The organism is Pedobacter sp. R-06 (assembly GCF_049913135.1).
Classification (GTDB): domain Bacteria; phylum Bacteroidota; class Bacteroidia; order Sphingobacteriales; family Sphingobacteriaceae; genus Pedobacter.
In genome coordinates, this window is the sequence record NZ_CP183977.1 from 6,189,917 (window position 1) to 6,205,552 (window position 15,636).

Genomic DNA, 15,636 nt, shown 5'->3' on the forward strand with positions numbered 1-15,636 from the left:
ACTAAAGTTAAAACTAATTAGTTAGTTATCCAAATTTTATTGAATAAATTATTATAAAAATTAATGAAAATGCATTTTTGCTGTCTTTTAAGGTTTTACTTCAAGAAAAGTAATTAGATTTAAGTATTTATTCCGCTGTAAATCAGGTATTTGTGTGTTTGTTACGAATATGAGTGCTATATCGTAATCAGGTTGTTTTTGATGCCATACACTACTAATCCGGTGCGCGATTTAATATTCAATTTCGCAAAAAGGGATTCCCGGTAGTTATCTACTGTGCGTGGACTAACATTCATCAGGTCTGCAATTTCCTTATAAGTAAGTTCGGTACTGCAATATTGTAAAAATGTAAGTTCTCTTGCAGAGAATACTGGTTTTTGATCGCTGTCTTTCAGTGCCACCAAAAGTCTGCCAGATACCAGTTCGTTTACGTAGAAACCCTTGTCTACTATTACTTTAATAGCTGTTAGCAGATCGGATGGGGTTGATTCTTTAAGCATATACCCCCCGGCACCGGCTTTAAGCATCCCGATAATCGCTTTTTCATCTTCGAGCATACTTAATGCCAGCACATGTACATTCGGATGATTGGTTTTAACCCATTTAGTTGCTGCAAAACCGTCCATTACCGGCATATTAATATCCATCAATACCAGTTGAACGTGTTTGTGGCTGTTTATTTTAGACTGGAGATCTAATCCGTTTACCGCCTCAAACGTGACATTTATTTCGTCGAATTCTTCCAATAGGCTGGCCAATCCGGAACGGAAAAGCGTGTGGTCATCAACAATAGCGATAGAGATACTTTGGTCTTGCATACAATTAAGGGTATGGAACTTCTATTGAAATGGAAGTGCCTTCGCCTGGAGTCGAATTTAATATTAATTTTCCATTGATCATCTCAATTCTTTTATAAATAGAATTTAATCCCATTCCCGATTTTTTTGATTTAATTTCTTCAGGGTTAAAACCAATCCCATTTTCTGCAACCCTTAAATGTAAAACATTGCCTGTTAGGTATGAATCGATTTGGATATAGGTAGCCTGGGCATGTTTTATAATATTATTGATGATTTCCTGCAATAAACGAAGAAGGATTAAATCTTTGTTGGGCGATGTAATTTGCAGATCGATTAACTGATTATTGATTTTTAATTCGTAAGAACCGGCTTTATTCAACCAGTTAATTTCCTGATCAATGGCGTGGCCAATACCATTTTCTACCAGTTGTTCGCCATGCAATAGTTTTGCCAACTCTCTTAATTCTTTAATGGATTTGTTAACGAGTGCTAACGAATTGTCGATTTTTTTCCTGGCCTTTTCCCCATCATTTAAATTTACAGAGTTTAAGGTGAGTGTGGTAAGACTGAGCAACTGGCCAACATTATCATGTAATTCTGTGGCTATACTCTGCATCGTTTGATCTTGTACTTCAACCCTGGCTTGAAGCATTTCGGACTCAAATTTTTGCTGCATATTCTGTTTTTCCAGAAAATGGTTCTTTTTATGCCGGTTGTAAGACCTGATATAAAGTAGTAGAAATATTGGCATCAAGAGAAAAACAAATGATGCCAATAGGATTAAGGACATATTTTCCGTTGACGAGCTCTGCATATAAATGAATAGGCCCAAAAGCCATATAAAAATAAATTTAGTGTTGTGTAGATTATTAAGCGGGTGTTATATTTTCCTAAAAATTTTTGTTGAATTATATCATCGAAAAAATTGGCTAGCGTGCTTCCAAAATAAAATATTAATGTTCCACCCACCCACCAAAATGCAGGGTGAAATTTTAGATCAATATAATTTTCGTCTTTCAGGAGCAGATAAAAATACAATAAGCCATAGATTACAAAAACCACAGATGTTACACTTATTGTAAAAGCATTATAAACATTTATACCGTAGATCAAAGTAAATATTGTATAAATTATCATTGTTGCTGCATATGTTGCAATTAGCCAGTGCTTTATGTTTGCGTATTGTTTTATGAACGTATAAAATCCATAAGTGATAAAAGAAATTTCAAATATTGTATAGATATTGTAAATACATAAATTTGTGTGGTATGTTCTCGCAAAGTACCTTCCAACGATTTCAGTCAACATCACAACGGCCATATACCAAATTGTGATCCGCCAAAATGTTGATTTGTCTTTGGATAAAAAGTATAATGCAAAAACCAGACAAAGCAGCTCAATATATGAGTTAATAGTTGGAACAATAAATTTTAGGGCCCTAAATATGTCTATTTGTGTAGCAATTTTTCCTATCATAGAAAATGTATTACAGCATCAGTTTACTATTTTCATCACAAAATTGTGGACATAACTCAGCTCTGTTTTCTGGATCAGTAGGTTGTGGTATTGGATCGCCGTAATCTTTGTCAATAAAATAATCGGTGCAGGGTTTGCCGTCAATTGTTTTGGTAACCACAAGGAGTAAAGTGTTCATTTCTGAATAAGTTGAAGGGATTTTATCGCCATAATCAAGCTTGTTGATCTGATCGATGATATCGTTGGTATATCTTCCAAAATAAATCCTAATGCCATCCCCTCCTAAGTCGGTCATCTTTTTTGTTAATGTTGTGATCTGCTCTGCTGAAAACCATGCCGCTTCTGTAAATGTGCCCTTTTCTGCGTTCTGGCTCTTGCGGAAAGCAGCTGTCATTTGGCTGGCAATGCTTACTGGGATGGTATTGTCTTTACCCTCTTTAGTTAAAAAATCTTGAATCATAATATTTATTTGGTTTTAAAATGCTAAGTAAGCGATTTAGTGAAAGCTAGTTAAATGCTTATCGTTATTTCAACTCGTTTGAAAATTTTTATATAGTTTGATTTAGGTTAAAGTGGGGCGGGATCTAAACTTCACGATAAAATTATCAAAAAAAACAAACTTTCGCCTGCCTTATTTTGTAATTTTCGATACCGTAAAAATACCCTTTAATTTAAGGCGTTTTACGCTAGCATCGAATTGCGCCGTACCACTACTTTTGGTATACAATAACAGCTGAATAATTTGCGGTTATAACATATTAATGCTGTCTATCCCAGAAAAACAACTATTTTGAACTTATCCAAAAAAAGTCTATTTGATGTGAAGATTGATATAGAAAACATTTAACCATTTAATTCTTTCAAAAATGATAAACAATATCCTGCTACGGGAAAATCACAGTTCGATCAGCGAAAGGGAAGTTGAAATTGTACACCTGTTATCGATGGGATACAACAGTAAAGAAATTGGCGAAATGCTTTTTATCAGCGAGCATACCGTTAATACGCACAGAAGAAATATGGTAAGAAAGCTCGATCTTAAAAATTCTTATCAATTAATTGTTTGGGCCTTTAAAGAAAGAATATTATCCTTATAAGGGTTAAAATACGCATAACCTCTCATTCTAAACAGCAAAGCCTGCTATTTGATACTAAAGTCAAATCAGCAGGCTTGTGTTTATGCGTTGTATTTTGTGTTTAGGGCCTTGCCGGTTGTGGAGCAGGTAGTTCTTTTCTTGGAATCTGTGCCTCACGCTGCGAAGTATTGTATACAAAAGAAGCGATGATGGTTGCCGCCTGTTTTAAATCATCCTCAACAAGTCTATCATAAGTATCCATATTGCTATGGTGGGTACGGGTATTGTAATCGGCAGGATCCTGAATAAACTGGAAACCTGGAATGCCTACGGCATCAAATGCCTGGTGATCGGTACCACCTGTGTTATTAATGGTGATGGTGGTTGCGCCAAGATCGTTAAAAGGAGTTAACCAACTTTGAAAAATCGGACCAGCTGCTGCATTGCCCTGTAAATAAACGCCGCGGATTTTTCCTGTTCCATTATCGAGGTTGTAATAAGCTGATATTTTTTTCTGATCTGGTGTTAATACCATAGTTTTCGGGTCGCCAAAATGTTTTGCCACATAACCTCTTGATCCAAATAAACCTTGCTCTTCTGAGCTCCAAAGTGCAATACGAATGGTGCGCTTTGGTTTAAAATCTATTGCTTTTAAAATACGCATGGCTTCCATCATTACAGTAGAACCTGCTGCATTATCTGTTGCACCGGTTGCCGCATGCCACGAATCGAAGTGTCCGCCAATCATTACCACTTCGTCTTTTAGTTTTTTATCGGTCCCAGGTATTTCGGCAATTACATTATATCCTTGTGGATCCTGGTCGTAAAAAGAGGTTTTGATGTCAGCTTCAACTTCTACAGGCTTTCCTGCACGTAAAAGACGCAATATATGCAAGAAATCTTCTGCTGCAACTTCAAGTTCAGGCGATACAGGTTTTGCATCTAAAGCATAAGAAGCGCCGTTACTGGTAAAAAATGTCCCCTGTCCGCCGCGGGCATAAGTTAAAATTAAACCCACTTTTTCTTCTACCAGCATGGCATTCATTGCCGCACGGATTTCACGCATTTTCATCATTTGCGCCATTCTATCAGCAATTGGTCCGCCGGTTGGGCGTTGCCTTGGGCCTGCAGCCTGTAGTTTTGCTGCGGCCATCTGCGCCAGGGTAGTATCGGCATAGCGCGAAAAATCGGGCTTAAGGCCGCTTGCTAGTGGTGTACCCTGGTCCATCATGATGATTTTTCCAGCCAATTTGCCTTTATATTTTGCTAAATCAGCAACGCTATCGGCCTTGATCAGAATTACCTGCGATTTGATCGGGCCATTTGTACCAGGTGTCCATGCTTTAGGAGAGGCAATAATGGCATGGTAATACGGGACTGTGGTGGCGGCATAGTATTTATCAATCTGCCAGCCTTTACCGAAAGTTCCCCAGGCTTCGAGATGTACATTTTTTAATCCCCAATCGGTTAGTTGCTTCACTGCCCAATCCTGTGCTTTTTTTAATCCCGGAGAGTTTGATAAACGTGGACCGCTTACATCAGTTAAATTAAAAGCAATATCCATCGCCTTCGAATTTTCCAGGCCTTCCTTTCTTATTTTTTGTACTACAGCTGCATCAGGAGTATCTTGTGCAAAAGCTGAAAAGCACAGGGCAAAGGCCAATGCTGTGATTGTAAATCTTTTGATCATTTTATGAATAATTTGGTGGTTGATTTTGATCTAAAATACACTTTTAACCACTTCAAATTACTACCCAATGAGATTTTTACATGAGCACATTCTTAGGACCTGAAATTTACAGATTGCAACTACTTTATGCTCTTTTTGGTGACAATGAAATAGCCGATGATGAAAAGTATGACTGCGTAAATCAAACTTGTCCATATTTCTTGTGTAAAGATTGGGAAATCCAGCGGATCAGTATTTTTTTTCACCTTGGTAATTCTTAATGCCAGTGTGGGTAGAGAATAAGGATTAAGATAAGCATATTTCCAGCCAACATTCGCCGTTATAATTCCCATTATAGTTCCAACAAAGCCAATGCCCATTGGTTTAAGGAAATCGCCCCAAAGCAAGCTTAATATAAACTGTAGCGATAAGATGCCTAAAGAAGCTAAAAATAATTTAGCGTAAGAGTTGATTAAAATGTTTAATGGGTTGTATTGATTAAAATTAAGCTTAGGTACCAATACCTGCAATAATTGACCAAAGGCGTAGGTAAGTGTAGCAAATAAAAATAAGCAGATAAATATTAACAACACAGCATACAGGTATTTTGCCGCATAAATAGAAAATTTATTTAATGGTTGGGCAAACAACATCTTCCAGGTATCGTTTTTGTGTTCGATATTATTGACTGAAAAGGCCATGAATATAACATAGAAGGGCATTATCAAAAATCCCATTACGCCGAGCGCTGCACCACTGTAATGTGCCCATAATATCATTGGAGGATAATGGTTGGCGATGATTTTCTCAGCGTCGGAATAAAAACCAAAGCTGATTAACCCGCATATAATCACTGGTAATAGTATAGCTGCCCAGAAAGCTAAGGTTTTTCTGGATTTGTAAAATTCTGATACTAAGGAAATATAAAGAGCGTGCATGTTAGTTTGTTTTGGTAATATCAAGGAATAAATTTTCGAGGTCTTTTCGTTGCTGATAAAGACTGCTCACCGTAAAACCATTTTGGATAAGTAATGTATTGAGTTCTCCACTTATTTGCGATGAAGTAAATGGTACAGTAATTACCTTATCGGTTTTTGCTATAATTTCATAACCCGATTTTGTTAAAAGGGAACTTGCGCTTTCGATCTTGTCGACTTCGATTTCGAGCACAGGTTTGCTCAGTAGATGAAGTTCGTTAATGGTGCCCTGAAATAATAATTGCCCCTTGTTTATAATGCCAACATGGGTTGCTGTTCTTTCTATTTCTGCCAATAAGTGACTTGAAACCAATATTGTTTTGTTGTGTTTTGTGGCTAAATCGATCATAAGGTTGCGGACCTCGATGATGCCATTTGGATCTAAACCATTTGTAGGCTCATCCAGCAGGAGTAATTCTGGATCTGAAATTAGTGCCTGCGCAATGCCAAGCCGTTGTTTCATGCCTAATGAATATTTACTGGCTTTTTTATTTGCTGCTTCTGCCAAACCTACTAGCGACAGCATTTCATCAGCTTTTGATTTTTTTATGCCTAACAGAATACAGCGGTTAACGAGGTTTTCTTTTCCCGTTAAATGCCCATAAATGGCTGGCTGTTCTACTAGAGCGCCTATGCGTTTAAGGGTAGCAATGCGATTGCTATTTATTTCTTTACCGAATATAAAAACCTGGTCGGACGGTGATTTGAGCAGGTTAAGCAAGATTTTTATGGTGGTTGTTTTTCCAGCCCCATTTGGGCCTAAGAAACCATAAATGCTGCCTTTTGGTACTTGTAATGAGAGATCTTTTACAATAGTCTGGTTGCCGAAGTTAAAGTTTAAACCTACTGTTTCGATAGCGTAATTACCCATTGTTCTATTTGAAAATAGCAGTTGCTTGTTTCACAATAGAACCAGATGTTTTTGCAGGTTTTACAACTATTTCCGCATCATTCTGATTCGTGTTAACCGTAAGTGTTAAAATAATCATCATAAATACAGGTAATAATAAAAGTAAAAATGGTGATGTGTTTGATAACTTTTTCATGATCGATAGTTTTATTTGAGCGGTTGCGAAAATACCATCAGTAATTACTGTTTGATTTTTTAAGTTGATTGCTGATGATGTTTTCATTTTGTTTTCGTTTTGATGATTCAAAGAAACTCAAGAAAAACAACCTGCTAAAATCTATTATACCAAGTGTTCAAGATTCTAGATCAACAGACATTTTTGGCGTTTGTCGATAAAATTTGCCTATTGGGCCGTTGGTAGAAAAAAAACGCCCGTTGGTAGATTGTGTAAGTAAATCGATAAAACTTTATTTATTTTGTGGCTTGAACGATATGCGTTAATTAACGGCTATCAGTATTCATTACTATTTAATACATTTCAAATGAAACAAAGTAAGGGACCTTTAATACTTCACACTATTTTTTGGGGGTTGATATTTCTTTTTATCGTAGTAGTAAGTATGCTAGATAAACAGCCACATACCATAAAAGATTATTTTCTGTCGTTTTTTGTTTTTGGTGTCCTAAATGTTTCTGTATTCTATATCAACTATATTTTCCTTATTCCATCGTTAATTAAGAAGAGAAAAAAGTATTGGCTGTATATCTTGTCATTTCTACTTTTAATTGTTGTTGCAACATTAGTAAAGACTGTTATAGCCGTTTTAAACCCTGATGAACTGCTTCACTATACTAATATGGAAGGTAAGAAGTCTGAAATGTCGGTAAATAACTTCGCATTAAACAGAGTTTTTGTGCTCGGTTTTTTTCTGGTATCGAGCTGCATTATTAAGTTCACGATCGATTGGTTTGCAAGTGAAAGGATCCAGCGCAATTTAGAAAGCGAACGCCGCGAAATGGAACTTCAGTTTTTAAAATCGCAGTTAAACCCCCATTTTCTTTTCAACTCCCTTAATAATATCTACTCATTGGCTTATCAGAAATCGGATAAAACTGCTGATGCCATTATGAAGCTTTCTGAAATTATGCGTTATATGATTTATGAAAGCAATACGCCAACGGTAGCTTTAAGCAAAGAAGTAGATTATTTAACGAGTTATATCGAACTGCAGAAAATAAGGTTTAAAGACGGGGCTTATATTGAGCTTACTTTAAACGGCGAAATAGACAATCAGAAAATTGTTCCATTAATGCTGATTTCGTTTGTGGAAAATGCATTTAAACATGGCGTGGTAACCGATCCCGCAGAACCGGTAAAGATCAATATTATTGCCAACCAGAAAATTTTGCACTTTAGTGTCATCAATAAAAAGAACCAGCAGAATAAAGATGCGCAGGGTGGCGTGGGTTTAACCAATGTAGAACGTAGGTTACAATTGGTTTATCCCGACAGATATAAATTAAATGTTGTAAATTCGGCTACCCATTATACCTGCGAACTGATGATTGACATATAATCCGGCATTACCCTAAGCGGATCATAAGAAAATCATGAATTAAATAGATTAACCAAAATGAACTTAAACTGTATTGTTGTTGATGATGAGCCTTTAGCGCTTGATATTTTACAGGATTATATATCGAAAGTGCCTTTTTTAACTATGGTTAAAAGGTGCGAAAACCCAATTGAAGCTTTGCAGATTGTGCAGGGCGGTGGCATTGATCTTGTATTTCTAGATATCCAGATGCCTGAACTTACGGGGATCCAGTTTCTGAAAATTGCCGGCAATAAATGCCACTACATTTTAACTACCGCTTACCCACAGTATGCTTTAGAAAGTTACGACCTGAATGTTTCTGATTACCTGTTAAAGCCAATTGCGTTCGACCGTTTTTATAAAGCGGTAGAAAAAGTACATAATCAGGTAAAACCGGTTGAAGCTCCTGCAAGTGTGGCGCAGCCCATCGTTACGCCTGCACCATTTTCTGGTTCGCCAAATCCTGTTCAGGATTATATTTTCGTGAAAACGGAACATAAGATTCAAAAAATCTATCTGCACAATATTTTATTCATCGAAGGTTTAAAAGATTACATTTCGATATTTACTAAAGATGAGCGTGTAATTACGCTACAGAGTATGAAAAAGATGGAAGAAGCTTTACCTCAAGGCCAGTTTATCCGGGTGCACAAATCTTATATTGTGGCTGTTGATAAAATTGAAAGTATCGAGCGTAGCCGCATTACCATCAACCAGAAAATTATCCCTGTTGGCGATACTTACCGCGATGAATTTTTCAGGGTGATCGGAAATAAGAACATTTAGAGCGGTTGGGGTTAGGCGCTTAACCAGCTCAAACAATTAAGCTTTTATTTGCCATGGAAGCACAGAAACCATGGAATGATCCTGCCGCGATTGTCATCCTGAGGGGTAATTTATTGTATAAAAATCAATATGAGTGACGTACAATCGTTTCCCTTTTCCTACTGCTCAGTCTTGCCTCGGCTCGCCGCCGCCGAAGGGCTCTTTCTTTTTGGCATCAAAAAGAAACAAAAACTGCCGGCTGAAAATTTTTCTTTCGAAGCTAGTGGGTTGGCTTGGACAGTGCAGCCCGAAAAATTTGTTAGGCCGGATTTAAGCAGAACGGGGGTATCGTGCTATGGCCTAGCTGGATGGAAATACTAAAGCAGCTAAAGTTTTGATTAATAATGATTTGCAAATAACGTCAATGGTAGCGGAGTTGAAGGATCTTTAAGGGATTAATAAAAATTATAAAGTAGCAGCCTGTGCCACTGGTTGACCTAAAACTTTCCTGATTTCGTTTTCTACTTCTAGCGTGATATCATTTGGCGTTTTTGTTTCTGGTTCTATCGGTTTTAAAACCGTCCATTTTAGCGCATTGCCAGTGGTTAGTGGAAACATACCAAAGCGAACAATTTTCCACGAATTTTCTATCGCCACGGGAACGACCAAAGCATTGGGTACTACTTTTAATATGGTAGCGATACCTCCAAATTGGAAGGTTTTCAACTGACCGTCTTTCGCCCGGGTTCCCTCAGGGAAAATAACAGTGCTCCAATTATTCTCTTTCATTCTACGGCCAAGTTTGATGATTTCGGAAATGGCCTGTTTGTTATCTTTCCGGTTAATGTTTGCCCCACCGCCTAAACGCAGGTTAATGGATATGGATGGAATCCCTTTGGTAAGCTCAATTTTGGAGATAAATTTTGCACTATGTTTTCTTAAAAACCAAATTAATGAAGGGATATCGTACATACTTTGGTGGTTAGCGGCAAAAATAATCGGCCTATTCGTCGGTAAATCGTATTCATTCTTAAAGCTGATGGAATTGAATAGAAAGATCTGGCAATAGGTGAGAAAAAAATTAAGGATGTCTACCGAAACCTTATGCGCTTTATAGCCAAAAAGCTTATAACAAATCCACTGTATAGGATGGAAGATACAAAGTGTTAATCCAAAGAAAATATAAAAAATAGGGCTTAAAATATATCCGAAAAGCTTGCTCATCTGGGTGATTTAATAGGTGGCAAAGATAATAATAAATTATTCTGGTTTAATTAATGCGATTACGATTAGCCGCTCAAACAAGTTGCAAAAGATTTAAAACTGTAAATATTTTTGTCGTCATTCCGACTGTAGCGGAGGAATCTTTAAAAATGATTTAATTTATTTAAACTGAAAGATTTCTCGACTACGTTGCACTTCGCTCGAAATGACGGAACCTCGGTAGTAGTTATGGGGAGAATCTTTAGGTAGATTTCTACAATTCGCCATTTAATATCATCAGTTTGGCTTTTAAGATTGCAGCTACGCTCATTGAGTCGGTAATCTCTCCATTCAAAACCATTTGATAGGCCTCATCAAATGGCAATTTTTTTACCACGAGTTGTTCCGTTTCTTCTGGCATCGCGATACCTTGAATTAAACCAGTGGCAATGTAGATTATGCTCAGTTCATCGCTCACCGAGTTAGACAAGTGCATTCTCTGGATCTCTTTCCAGTTTCTGGCGCTCATGCCCGTTTCTTCCAATAACTCCCTTCTGGCGCTTTCTAGTGGTGCTTCGTGAAATGGACCACCTCCCTCTGGGATTTCCCAGCTATAGGCGTTAATCGCATATCGGTATTGACCAACCAGCCAGGTATTGTAGTTTTCATCTAGCGGGAGGATTCCGATGGCGAGATTTTTAAAATGAACGGTGCCGTAAATGCCTTGCCCGCCAGAGGGGTTAATCACCTGATGTTCGGTTAAGCGGATCCAGTTGTTATCGTACTTTACCTCGCTATCTAATGTTTTCCAGGGGTTGATCTCTTCCATGGTGCAAGATAACAACTTGTTATAGTTTTAAGAAGAAGGAATTGTATTGAAGAAAATTTAGGGTAAAAAAAGGGTGCTTAGATTTTTTCTAAGCACCCTGGTTAAAATTAGAATGACCCCTCATCAGGACGGTTCTCCTGCTGATCGTCTTTCTTCTTTTTGGTGCCGGTGAATGTTGTTTTTCCAAAACGGTAAGAGAAGGTTAAGTTGCCCATTGTTCCCTGCATTTGTCGTTCGAAATCAACAATAGTTGCCTTATCTTCGGTTGTCATGCTCCATCTTCTGGTGTTAAATACATCTCTAACATTGAAACTTAAAGATGCTTTTTTGTTCGGGAAATCATATTTGGCTCCACCGTCAATTCCATACATGGCATTACGCTTTCCCTGTGCCATCACTTCCGGTGCCCTATAATCGCCGCGTACCTGTAGCGATACATTTTTTGCAACGGTTAAATTTCCGGTTAGGTTGGCATTCCAGCTAAAACCACTGCTCGATGCAATATCAAATCTCGCATCTCCGGCAAACTTAGCTTGATACAAGTTTACGTTAGTGGTAAAATTTAAAGCTTTAATCAGATCGAAACGACCAATTAACTCTAAACCACTATTGATTTGATTCGTTAAATTTTGAGGGGTTGAAGTAATAATTCCGTTAACTGGCGTACTTCTTACCCGTTGAATTACATCATTGGTTTGGCGGAAATACAAACTCGAAGTTAAGGTTACTTTTTTCCAGTATTTACTGTAGCCCAATTCGAAAGAGTGTACATCCTCGGGCAATAAATTCGGGTTACCACCTCTATAGTTTAAAGGATCCGAAACATCCAAAAATGGATTGGTATCCCAAGGGCGGGGGCGGTTTACACGGCGTGTATAACTCAGTTGAAGCTGGTTGTCGCCTTTAAATTTTTGCGTTAAGAAAATACTTGGATATATCCTTTTGTAGTGGATATTTCCTTCAGCCGTGGTTAATACATTGCCAGTGTAACCTTCTAAATGTGTGTTTAAACGTGCATCTTCTCCTCTTAGTCCAATTTGGTAACCAAAATCTTTAATCTGGTTTTGGTAATTGAAATAAAGCGCATGCACCTGATCCTTACTATCGAAACCGTTAATTAACTTATTATTACTAACATAAATATTCGTATTTGCAGGGATCGAATCTGCGTATTGATCATTGTTTCCTAATCGGATCTGGCTACGGTAACCAACTTCAATTTTACCGGCTTTACCAACAGGTAGTGCATAGTCAGTCTGGATGTTGTAGTTGGTGTTATTGCCCGTGTTAAAAACACGCTGTAAACTTAAGGTTTCATCAATCGGCACACCATTTCGGTTAGTGGTGTTGGTGCTGTAAGTTTGGTCGTTATTGTTTGTACCATACGAATAACCAAAGTTGAAGGTTAACTCTTCTTTCGGTTTTTTAAACTTCTGTACGTAATCTAAATTAAGGTCGTAACTTTTTCCATAACCATCATTATTATTGGTTCTGTTGCTTAATAAAACAGGTGACTGGTTTGCACTTAATTGTCTAATATCCAGCAGCTCGTTGCGCTCATTTTCTCTTGAGTTAAAACCACCCGATAAGCTAATTACGCTTTTTGGTGCCAAATAATAATCTAAACCAGCTTTAGCATTGTGTCCTCTATCTGAAGAATTAGAAACGGTATTCTGATTTGCGAAAGCTGTTGAACTGGTTGGTGTTTTGTAGGTAATATCCTGAAAACCGCCACCCAAACGGTTGCCATAGCGATAGCCGTAATTTCCGTAAAGGTTTACTTTGCTATTCTGAAAACTTAAATTAGTGTTGGCGTTATAGTTATCACGGTTACCTGCAGTTAATGCAACTGAACCGTTAAAGCCAAGTTTTGTGTTTTTCTTTAACACAATGTTAATGATCCCTGACTGACCTTCTGCATCGTATTTTGCCGAGGGGTTGGTAATTACTTCAACACTTTCGATAGAACTGGCAGGGATAGACTGAAGAATCTGAGCCACGTTGCCACCAGCAATTAAAGATGGTTTCCCATCAATTAAAACTTTTACGCCAGTAGATCCGCGCAGACTCACATTACCATCCATATCGGTAGAAACAGAAGGGACATTCTGCAATAAATCTCCCGCCGAGCCACCTTCACTAACCAAACTCTGATCTACCGAGAATATTTTCTTATCGATCCCCATCTGCATGCCCGCTTTCTGGCCTGTTACCGTAATTTCACTCAGTACATTGCCTTTGGCTGTATTCATTTTAATCTCCCCAAAGTTTAATGTACCCGTAGCAGCAGTAATTACCACGTTATCTCTAACCATGGTTTGGTAGCCCACAAAGCTTATTTTAAAGGTAAAAGTTCCGGTTGGTATATCTGCCATCACAAATGCACCATTTACATCTGTTTGGGCAATTTTTGCATTTTTGCTTGTTGCTTTATCAATTAAAACAGCGGTAGCAAAGGGAATGGTTTCTTGTGTTTTTGCGTCTTTAAGTACTCCGGTAATTTTTGCTTTTCCGCCTGTTTGGGCGAAAAGACTAAAAGATAAGCTTAAAAGTAAAAGGGTAATCTGTATTGTTCTCGATTGTAAAATTCTCATTAAAAAATAAAATTGCGTGTGTTTTTGTAAAGGGAGACAAAGTAACGGCAACTAAGTTTAATTAAGCAGCCGTAACTGTTTTATTACAGCCATTTTATAGTAATATTTTTGTGGTTAATCCACAGTCGACAGTTAACGACTGGCAGTTTTCAGTTTTACGAAAACAATGATGGAATATTACAATTGAACAATCTGCAAAATATTACTTTTGTGAATGATGAATAAGATATTAATTGTTGATGATTTACACCCTGCCTTTAAAGAGCAGGCCATTGCCATGGGTTACGAGGTTGATGATGAACCACAGATTACCCGTCAACAGACACTAGATAAAATAAAAAATTATACAGGCATTGCTGTTCGGACGAAATTTAGGATAGATGCCGAAATTTTCGCTGCGGCAACCAACTTAAAGTTTGTGGCAAGGGCAGGGGCAGGTTTAGATAATATTGATGATAAAATCGCTTTTGAAAGAAATATCGAATTGATTAATGCACCTGAAGGCAATTGTGATGCCGTTGGCGAACATGCTACGGGTTTGCTATTATCATTGATGAACAACTTCCGCAGGGCCGATATGGAGGTTAGAAACGGCGTGTGGGATAGAGAAGGTAACCGTGGTTACGAATTGAAAGGTAAAAAGGTCGGTATTGTAGGTTATGGCTTTATGGGGCAAAGTTTTGCGAAGAAGCTGGCGGGTTTTGAGGTAGATGTAATGGCTTACGATAAATACAAAACCGGATTTTCTGATGCCTTTGCCCGTGAGGTAAGTATGGAAGAAATTGTGAAACACAGTGATGTACTGAGTCTTCATATCCCCCTAACAGCCGAAACTAAACAGATGGTTGATGATGAGTATTTCTTTCATTTTAAAAAGCCAATATTCTTTATCAATACAGCTAGGGGCGAAATTGTAAATACAACAGCAGTGTTGAATGCCATTAAAACCGGAAAAATTTTAGGAGCAGGACTCGATGTGCTGCAAACAGAAAAATTCCCTGCATTGGGTGAGCAGGCCTGGTACGATGAACTTAAAAATAACGACAAAGTAATTTTAACGCCGCATGTTGGTGGCTGGACATTTGACTCTTACCGTAAAATTTCGGAGGTTTTGGCTGAGAAGTTAAGCGGGCTTAGTTTTAATTAAAGAAGGCTGTAGCATAGATATAGAATTGTCATCCTGAGCCTGTCGAAGGACCTGTTTAAATTCCTCGCAAAGCGTTTCGACTACCTGTCCCGATTCATCGGGAAGCTCAACGTGACAAGTTCGAATGAAATCACAACTTATGATGCAGTCTCCTGGCACTAAAAAGTAATATTTATGACGCACAAAGTGATTCAATCCAAACACTATATTAAAAACATAGATTTTGAATATGTTGAAACATACTCTTTTCAACAGGAGTCCTACTATTCAGAAACGACTAGAAATACTGTTATGGCATCTTGGTATGATAACCGCATAACTGATCTGATGGGTAATCTTAATCGTTCTTCAAAAAAAATTAGTTCATTCCAGCGGTCTGGTCGGGATATGATTAAATTAAATCACATCTTAGAAACTGAGATTATAAACTTACCTTCTTGGATGTGCCTACCTATCTACAGGGATGCAATCGTATTTTATAGTAAGAGTGGAGAAATTGTTTCTGCTCTTAATGTATGTTTCGAATGCTCATACATGGAGGATGATAAAGGGATTAATATTAATGCAGACGAATCTACTTACGGCTTGCTAAAGTCCTTCTTAATCTCAAAAGGGCATAAAATTAGATCATAATTTTTCTGAACTATTCTTA

General features: G+C 37.7%; 16 protein-coding genes. 5 read left to right on the plus strand and 11 right to left on the minus strand.

Features of this window, described 5'->3' with window-relative positions; all coding sequences use genetic code 11:
- Positions 1–176 precede the first annotated feature (176 nt).
- The 4 genes from ACN9MR_RS25205 to ACN9MR_RS25220 form a co-directional block, all read right to left on the minus strand.
- Positions 177–818 (minus strand): response regulator, encoded by a 642-nt coding sequence (locus tag ACN9MR_RS25205; RefSeq protein ID WP_426327212.1) that lies wholly within the window; start codon positions 816–818, stop codon positions 177–179.
- Positions 819–822: 4 nt separating this feature from the next.
- Positions 823–1,476 (minus strand): sensor histidine kinase, encoded by a 654-nt coding sequence (locus tag ACN9MR_RS25210; protein WP_426327213.1) that lies wholly within the window; start codon positions 1,474–1,476, stop codon positions 823–825.
- Between the two features lie 104 nt (positions 1,477–1,580).
- Positions 1,581–2,276: a hypothetical protein gene (locus ACN9MR_RS25215; protein ID WP_426327214.1), complete on the minus strand. Its 696-nt coding sequence runs from the start codon at positions 2,274–2,276 to the stop codon at positions 1,581–1,583.
- 10 nt (positions 2,277–2,286) lie between these two features.
- A complete protein-coding gene (locus ACN9MR_RS25220; protein WP_426327215.1) occupies positions 2,287–2,736 on the minus strand; it encodes a hypothetical protein in 450 nt (149 codons plus the stop codon).
- 406 nt (positions 2,737–3,142) lie between these two features.
- Here ACN9MR_RS25220 and ACN9MR_RS25225 point away from each other — a divergent pair, with 406 nt between their 5' ends.
- Positions 3,143–3,373: a response regulator transcription factor gene (locus ACN9MR_RS25225; protein WP_057931491.1), complete on the plus strand. Its 231-nt coding sequence runs from the start codon at positions 3,143–3,145 to the stop codon at positions 3,371–3,373.
- 100 nt (positions 3,374–3,473) lie between these two features.
- Here the strand turns inward: ACN9MR_RS25225 and ACN9MR_RS25230 are convergent, their stop codons facing one another.
- From ACN9MR_RS25230 to ACN9MR_RS25245, 4 genes are all read right to left on the minus strand, one after another.
- Positions 3,474–5,042 (minus strand): M28 family metallopeptidase, encoded by a 1,569-nt coding sequence (locus ACN9MR_RS25230; protein ID WP_426327216.1) that lies wholly within the window; start codon positions 5,040–5,042, stop codon positions 3,474–3,476.
- Positions 5,043–5,161: 119 nt separating this feature from the next.
- Entirely contained in the window at positions 5,162–5,959 is a 798-nt protein-coding gene (locus ACN9MR_RS25235) for an ABC transporter permease (RefSeq protein ID WP_426327217.1), read from the minus strand.
- A 1-nt stretch (position 5,960) separates the two neighbouring features.
- Positions 5,961–6,869: an ABC transporter ATP-binding protein gene (locus ACN9MR_RS25240; RefSeq protein WP_426327218.1), complete on the minus strand. Its 909-nt coding sequence runs from the start codon at positions 6,867–6,869 to the stop codon at positions 5,961–5,963.
- Between the two features lie 4 nt (positions 6,870–6,873).
- On the minus strand, positions 6,874–7,131 hold the full coding sequence (locus ACN9MR_RS25245; protein ID WP_426327219.1) for a hypothetical protein: 258 nt from the start codon (positions 7,129–7,131) through the stop codon (positions 6,874–6,876).
- A 259-nt stretch (positions 7,132–7,390) separates the two neighbouring features.
- Here ACN9MR_RS25245 and ACN9MR_RS25250 point away from each other — a divergent pair, with 259 nt between their 5' ends.
- Complete coding sequence (locus ACN9MR_RS25250; RefSeq protein WP_426327220.1) at positions 7,391–8,425, plus strand: sensor histidine kinase; 1,035 nt, start codon at positions 7,391–7,393, stop codon at positions 8,423–8,425.
- Positions 8,426–8,482: 57 nt separating this feature from the next.
- Positions 8,483–9,232 carry a LytR/AlgR family response regulator transcription factor gene (locus tag ACN9MR_RS25255; protein ID WP_057931485.1) on the plus strand — a complete coding sequence of 250 codons (750 nt, stop codon included), beginning with the start codon at positions 8,483–8,485 and terminating at the stop codon, positions 9,230–9,232.
- A gap of 444 nt (positions 9,233–9,676) precedes the next feature.
- Here ACN9MR_RS25255 and ACN9MR_RS25260 read toward each other — a convergent pair whose 3' ends face one another.
- From ACN9MR_RS25260 to ACN9MR_RS25270, 3 genes are all read right to left on the minus strand, one after another.
- Positions 9,677–10,435, minus strand: a complete 759-nt coding sequence (locus tag ACN9MR_RS25260) for a lysophospholipid acyltransferase family protein (RefSeq protein ID WP_426327221.1) — start codon at positions 10,433–10,435, stop codon at positions 9,677–9,679.
- A 253-nt stretch (positions 10,436–10,688) separates the two neighbouring features.
- Entirely contained in the window at positions 10,689–11,243 is a 555-nt protein-coding gene (locus ACN9MR_RS25265) for an NUDIX domain-containing protein (RefSeq protein WP_426327222.1), read from the minus strand.
- Positions 11,244–11,350: 107 nt separating this feature from the next.
- Positions 11,351–13,837 (minus strand): TonB-dependent receptor domain-containing protein, encoded by a 2,487-nt coding sequence (locus ACN9MR_RS25270; RefSeq protein WP_426327223.1) that lies wholly within the window; start codon positions 13,835–13,837, stop codon positions 11,351–11,353.
- A 217-nt stretch (positions 13,838–14,054) separates the two neighbouring features.
- On the opposite strand from ACN9MR_RS25270, the gene ACN9MR_RS25275 reads away from it, so the two are divergent.
- Together ACN9MR_RS25275 and ACN9MR_RS25280 are read left to right on the plus strand one after the other, a co-directional pair.
- Entirely contained in the window at positions 14,055–14,984 is a 930-nt protein-coding gene (locus ACN9MR_RS25275) for a 2-hydroxyacid dehydrogenase (RefSeq protein WP_426330243.1), read from the plus strand.
- A 174-nt stretch (positions 14,985–15,158) separates the two neighbouring features.
- Positions 15,159–15,617: a hypothetical protein gene (locus ACN9MR_RS25280; RefSeq protein ID WP_426327224.1), complete on the plus strand. Its 459-nt coding sequence runs from the start codon at positions 15,159–15,161 to the stop codon at positions 15,615–15,617.
- Positions 15,618–15,636 lie beyond the last annotated feature (19 nt).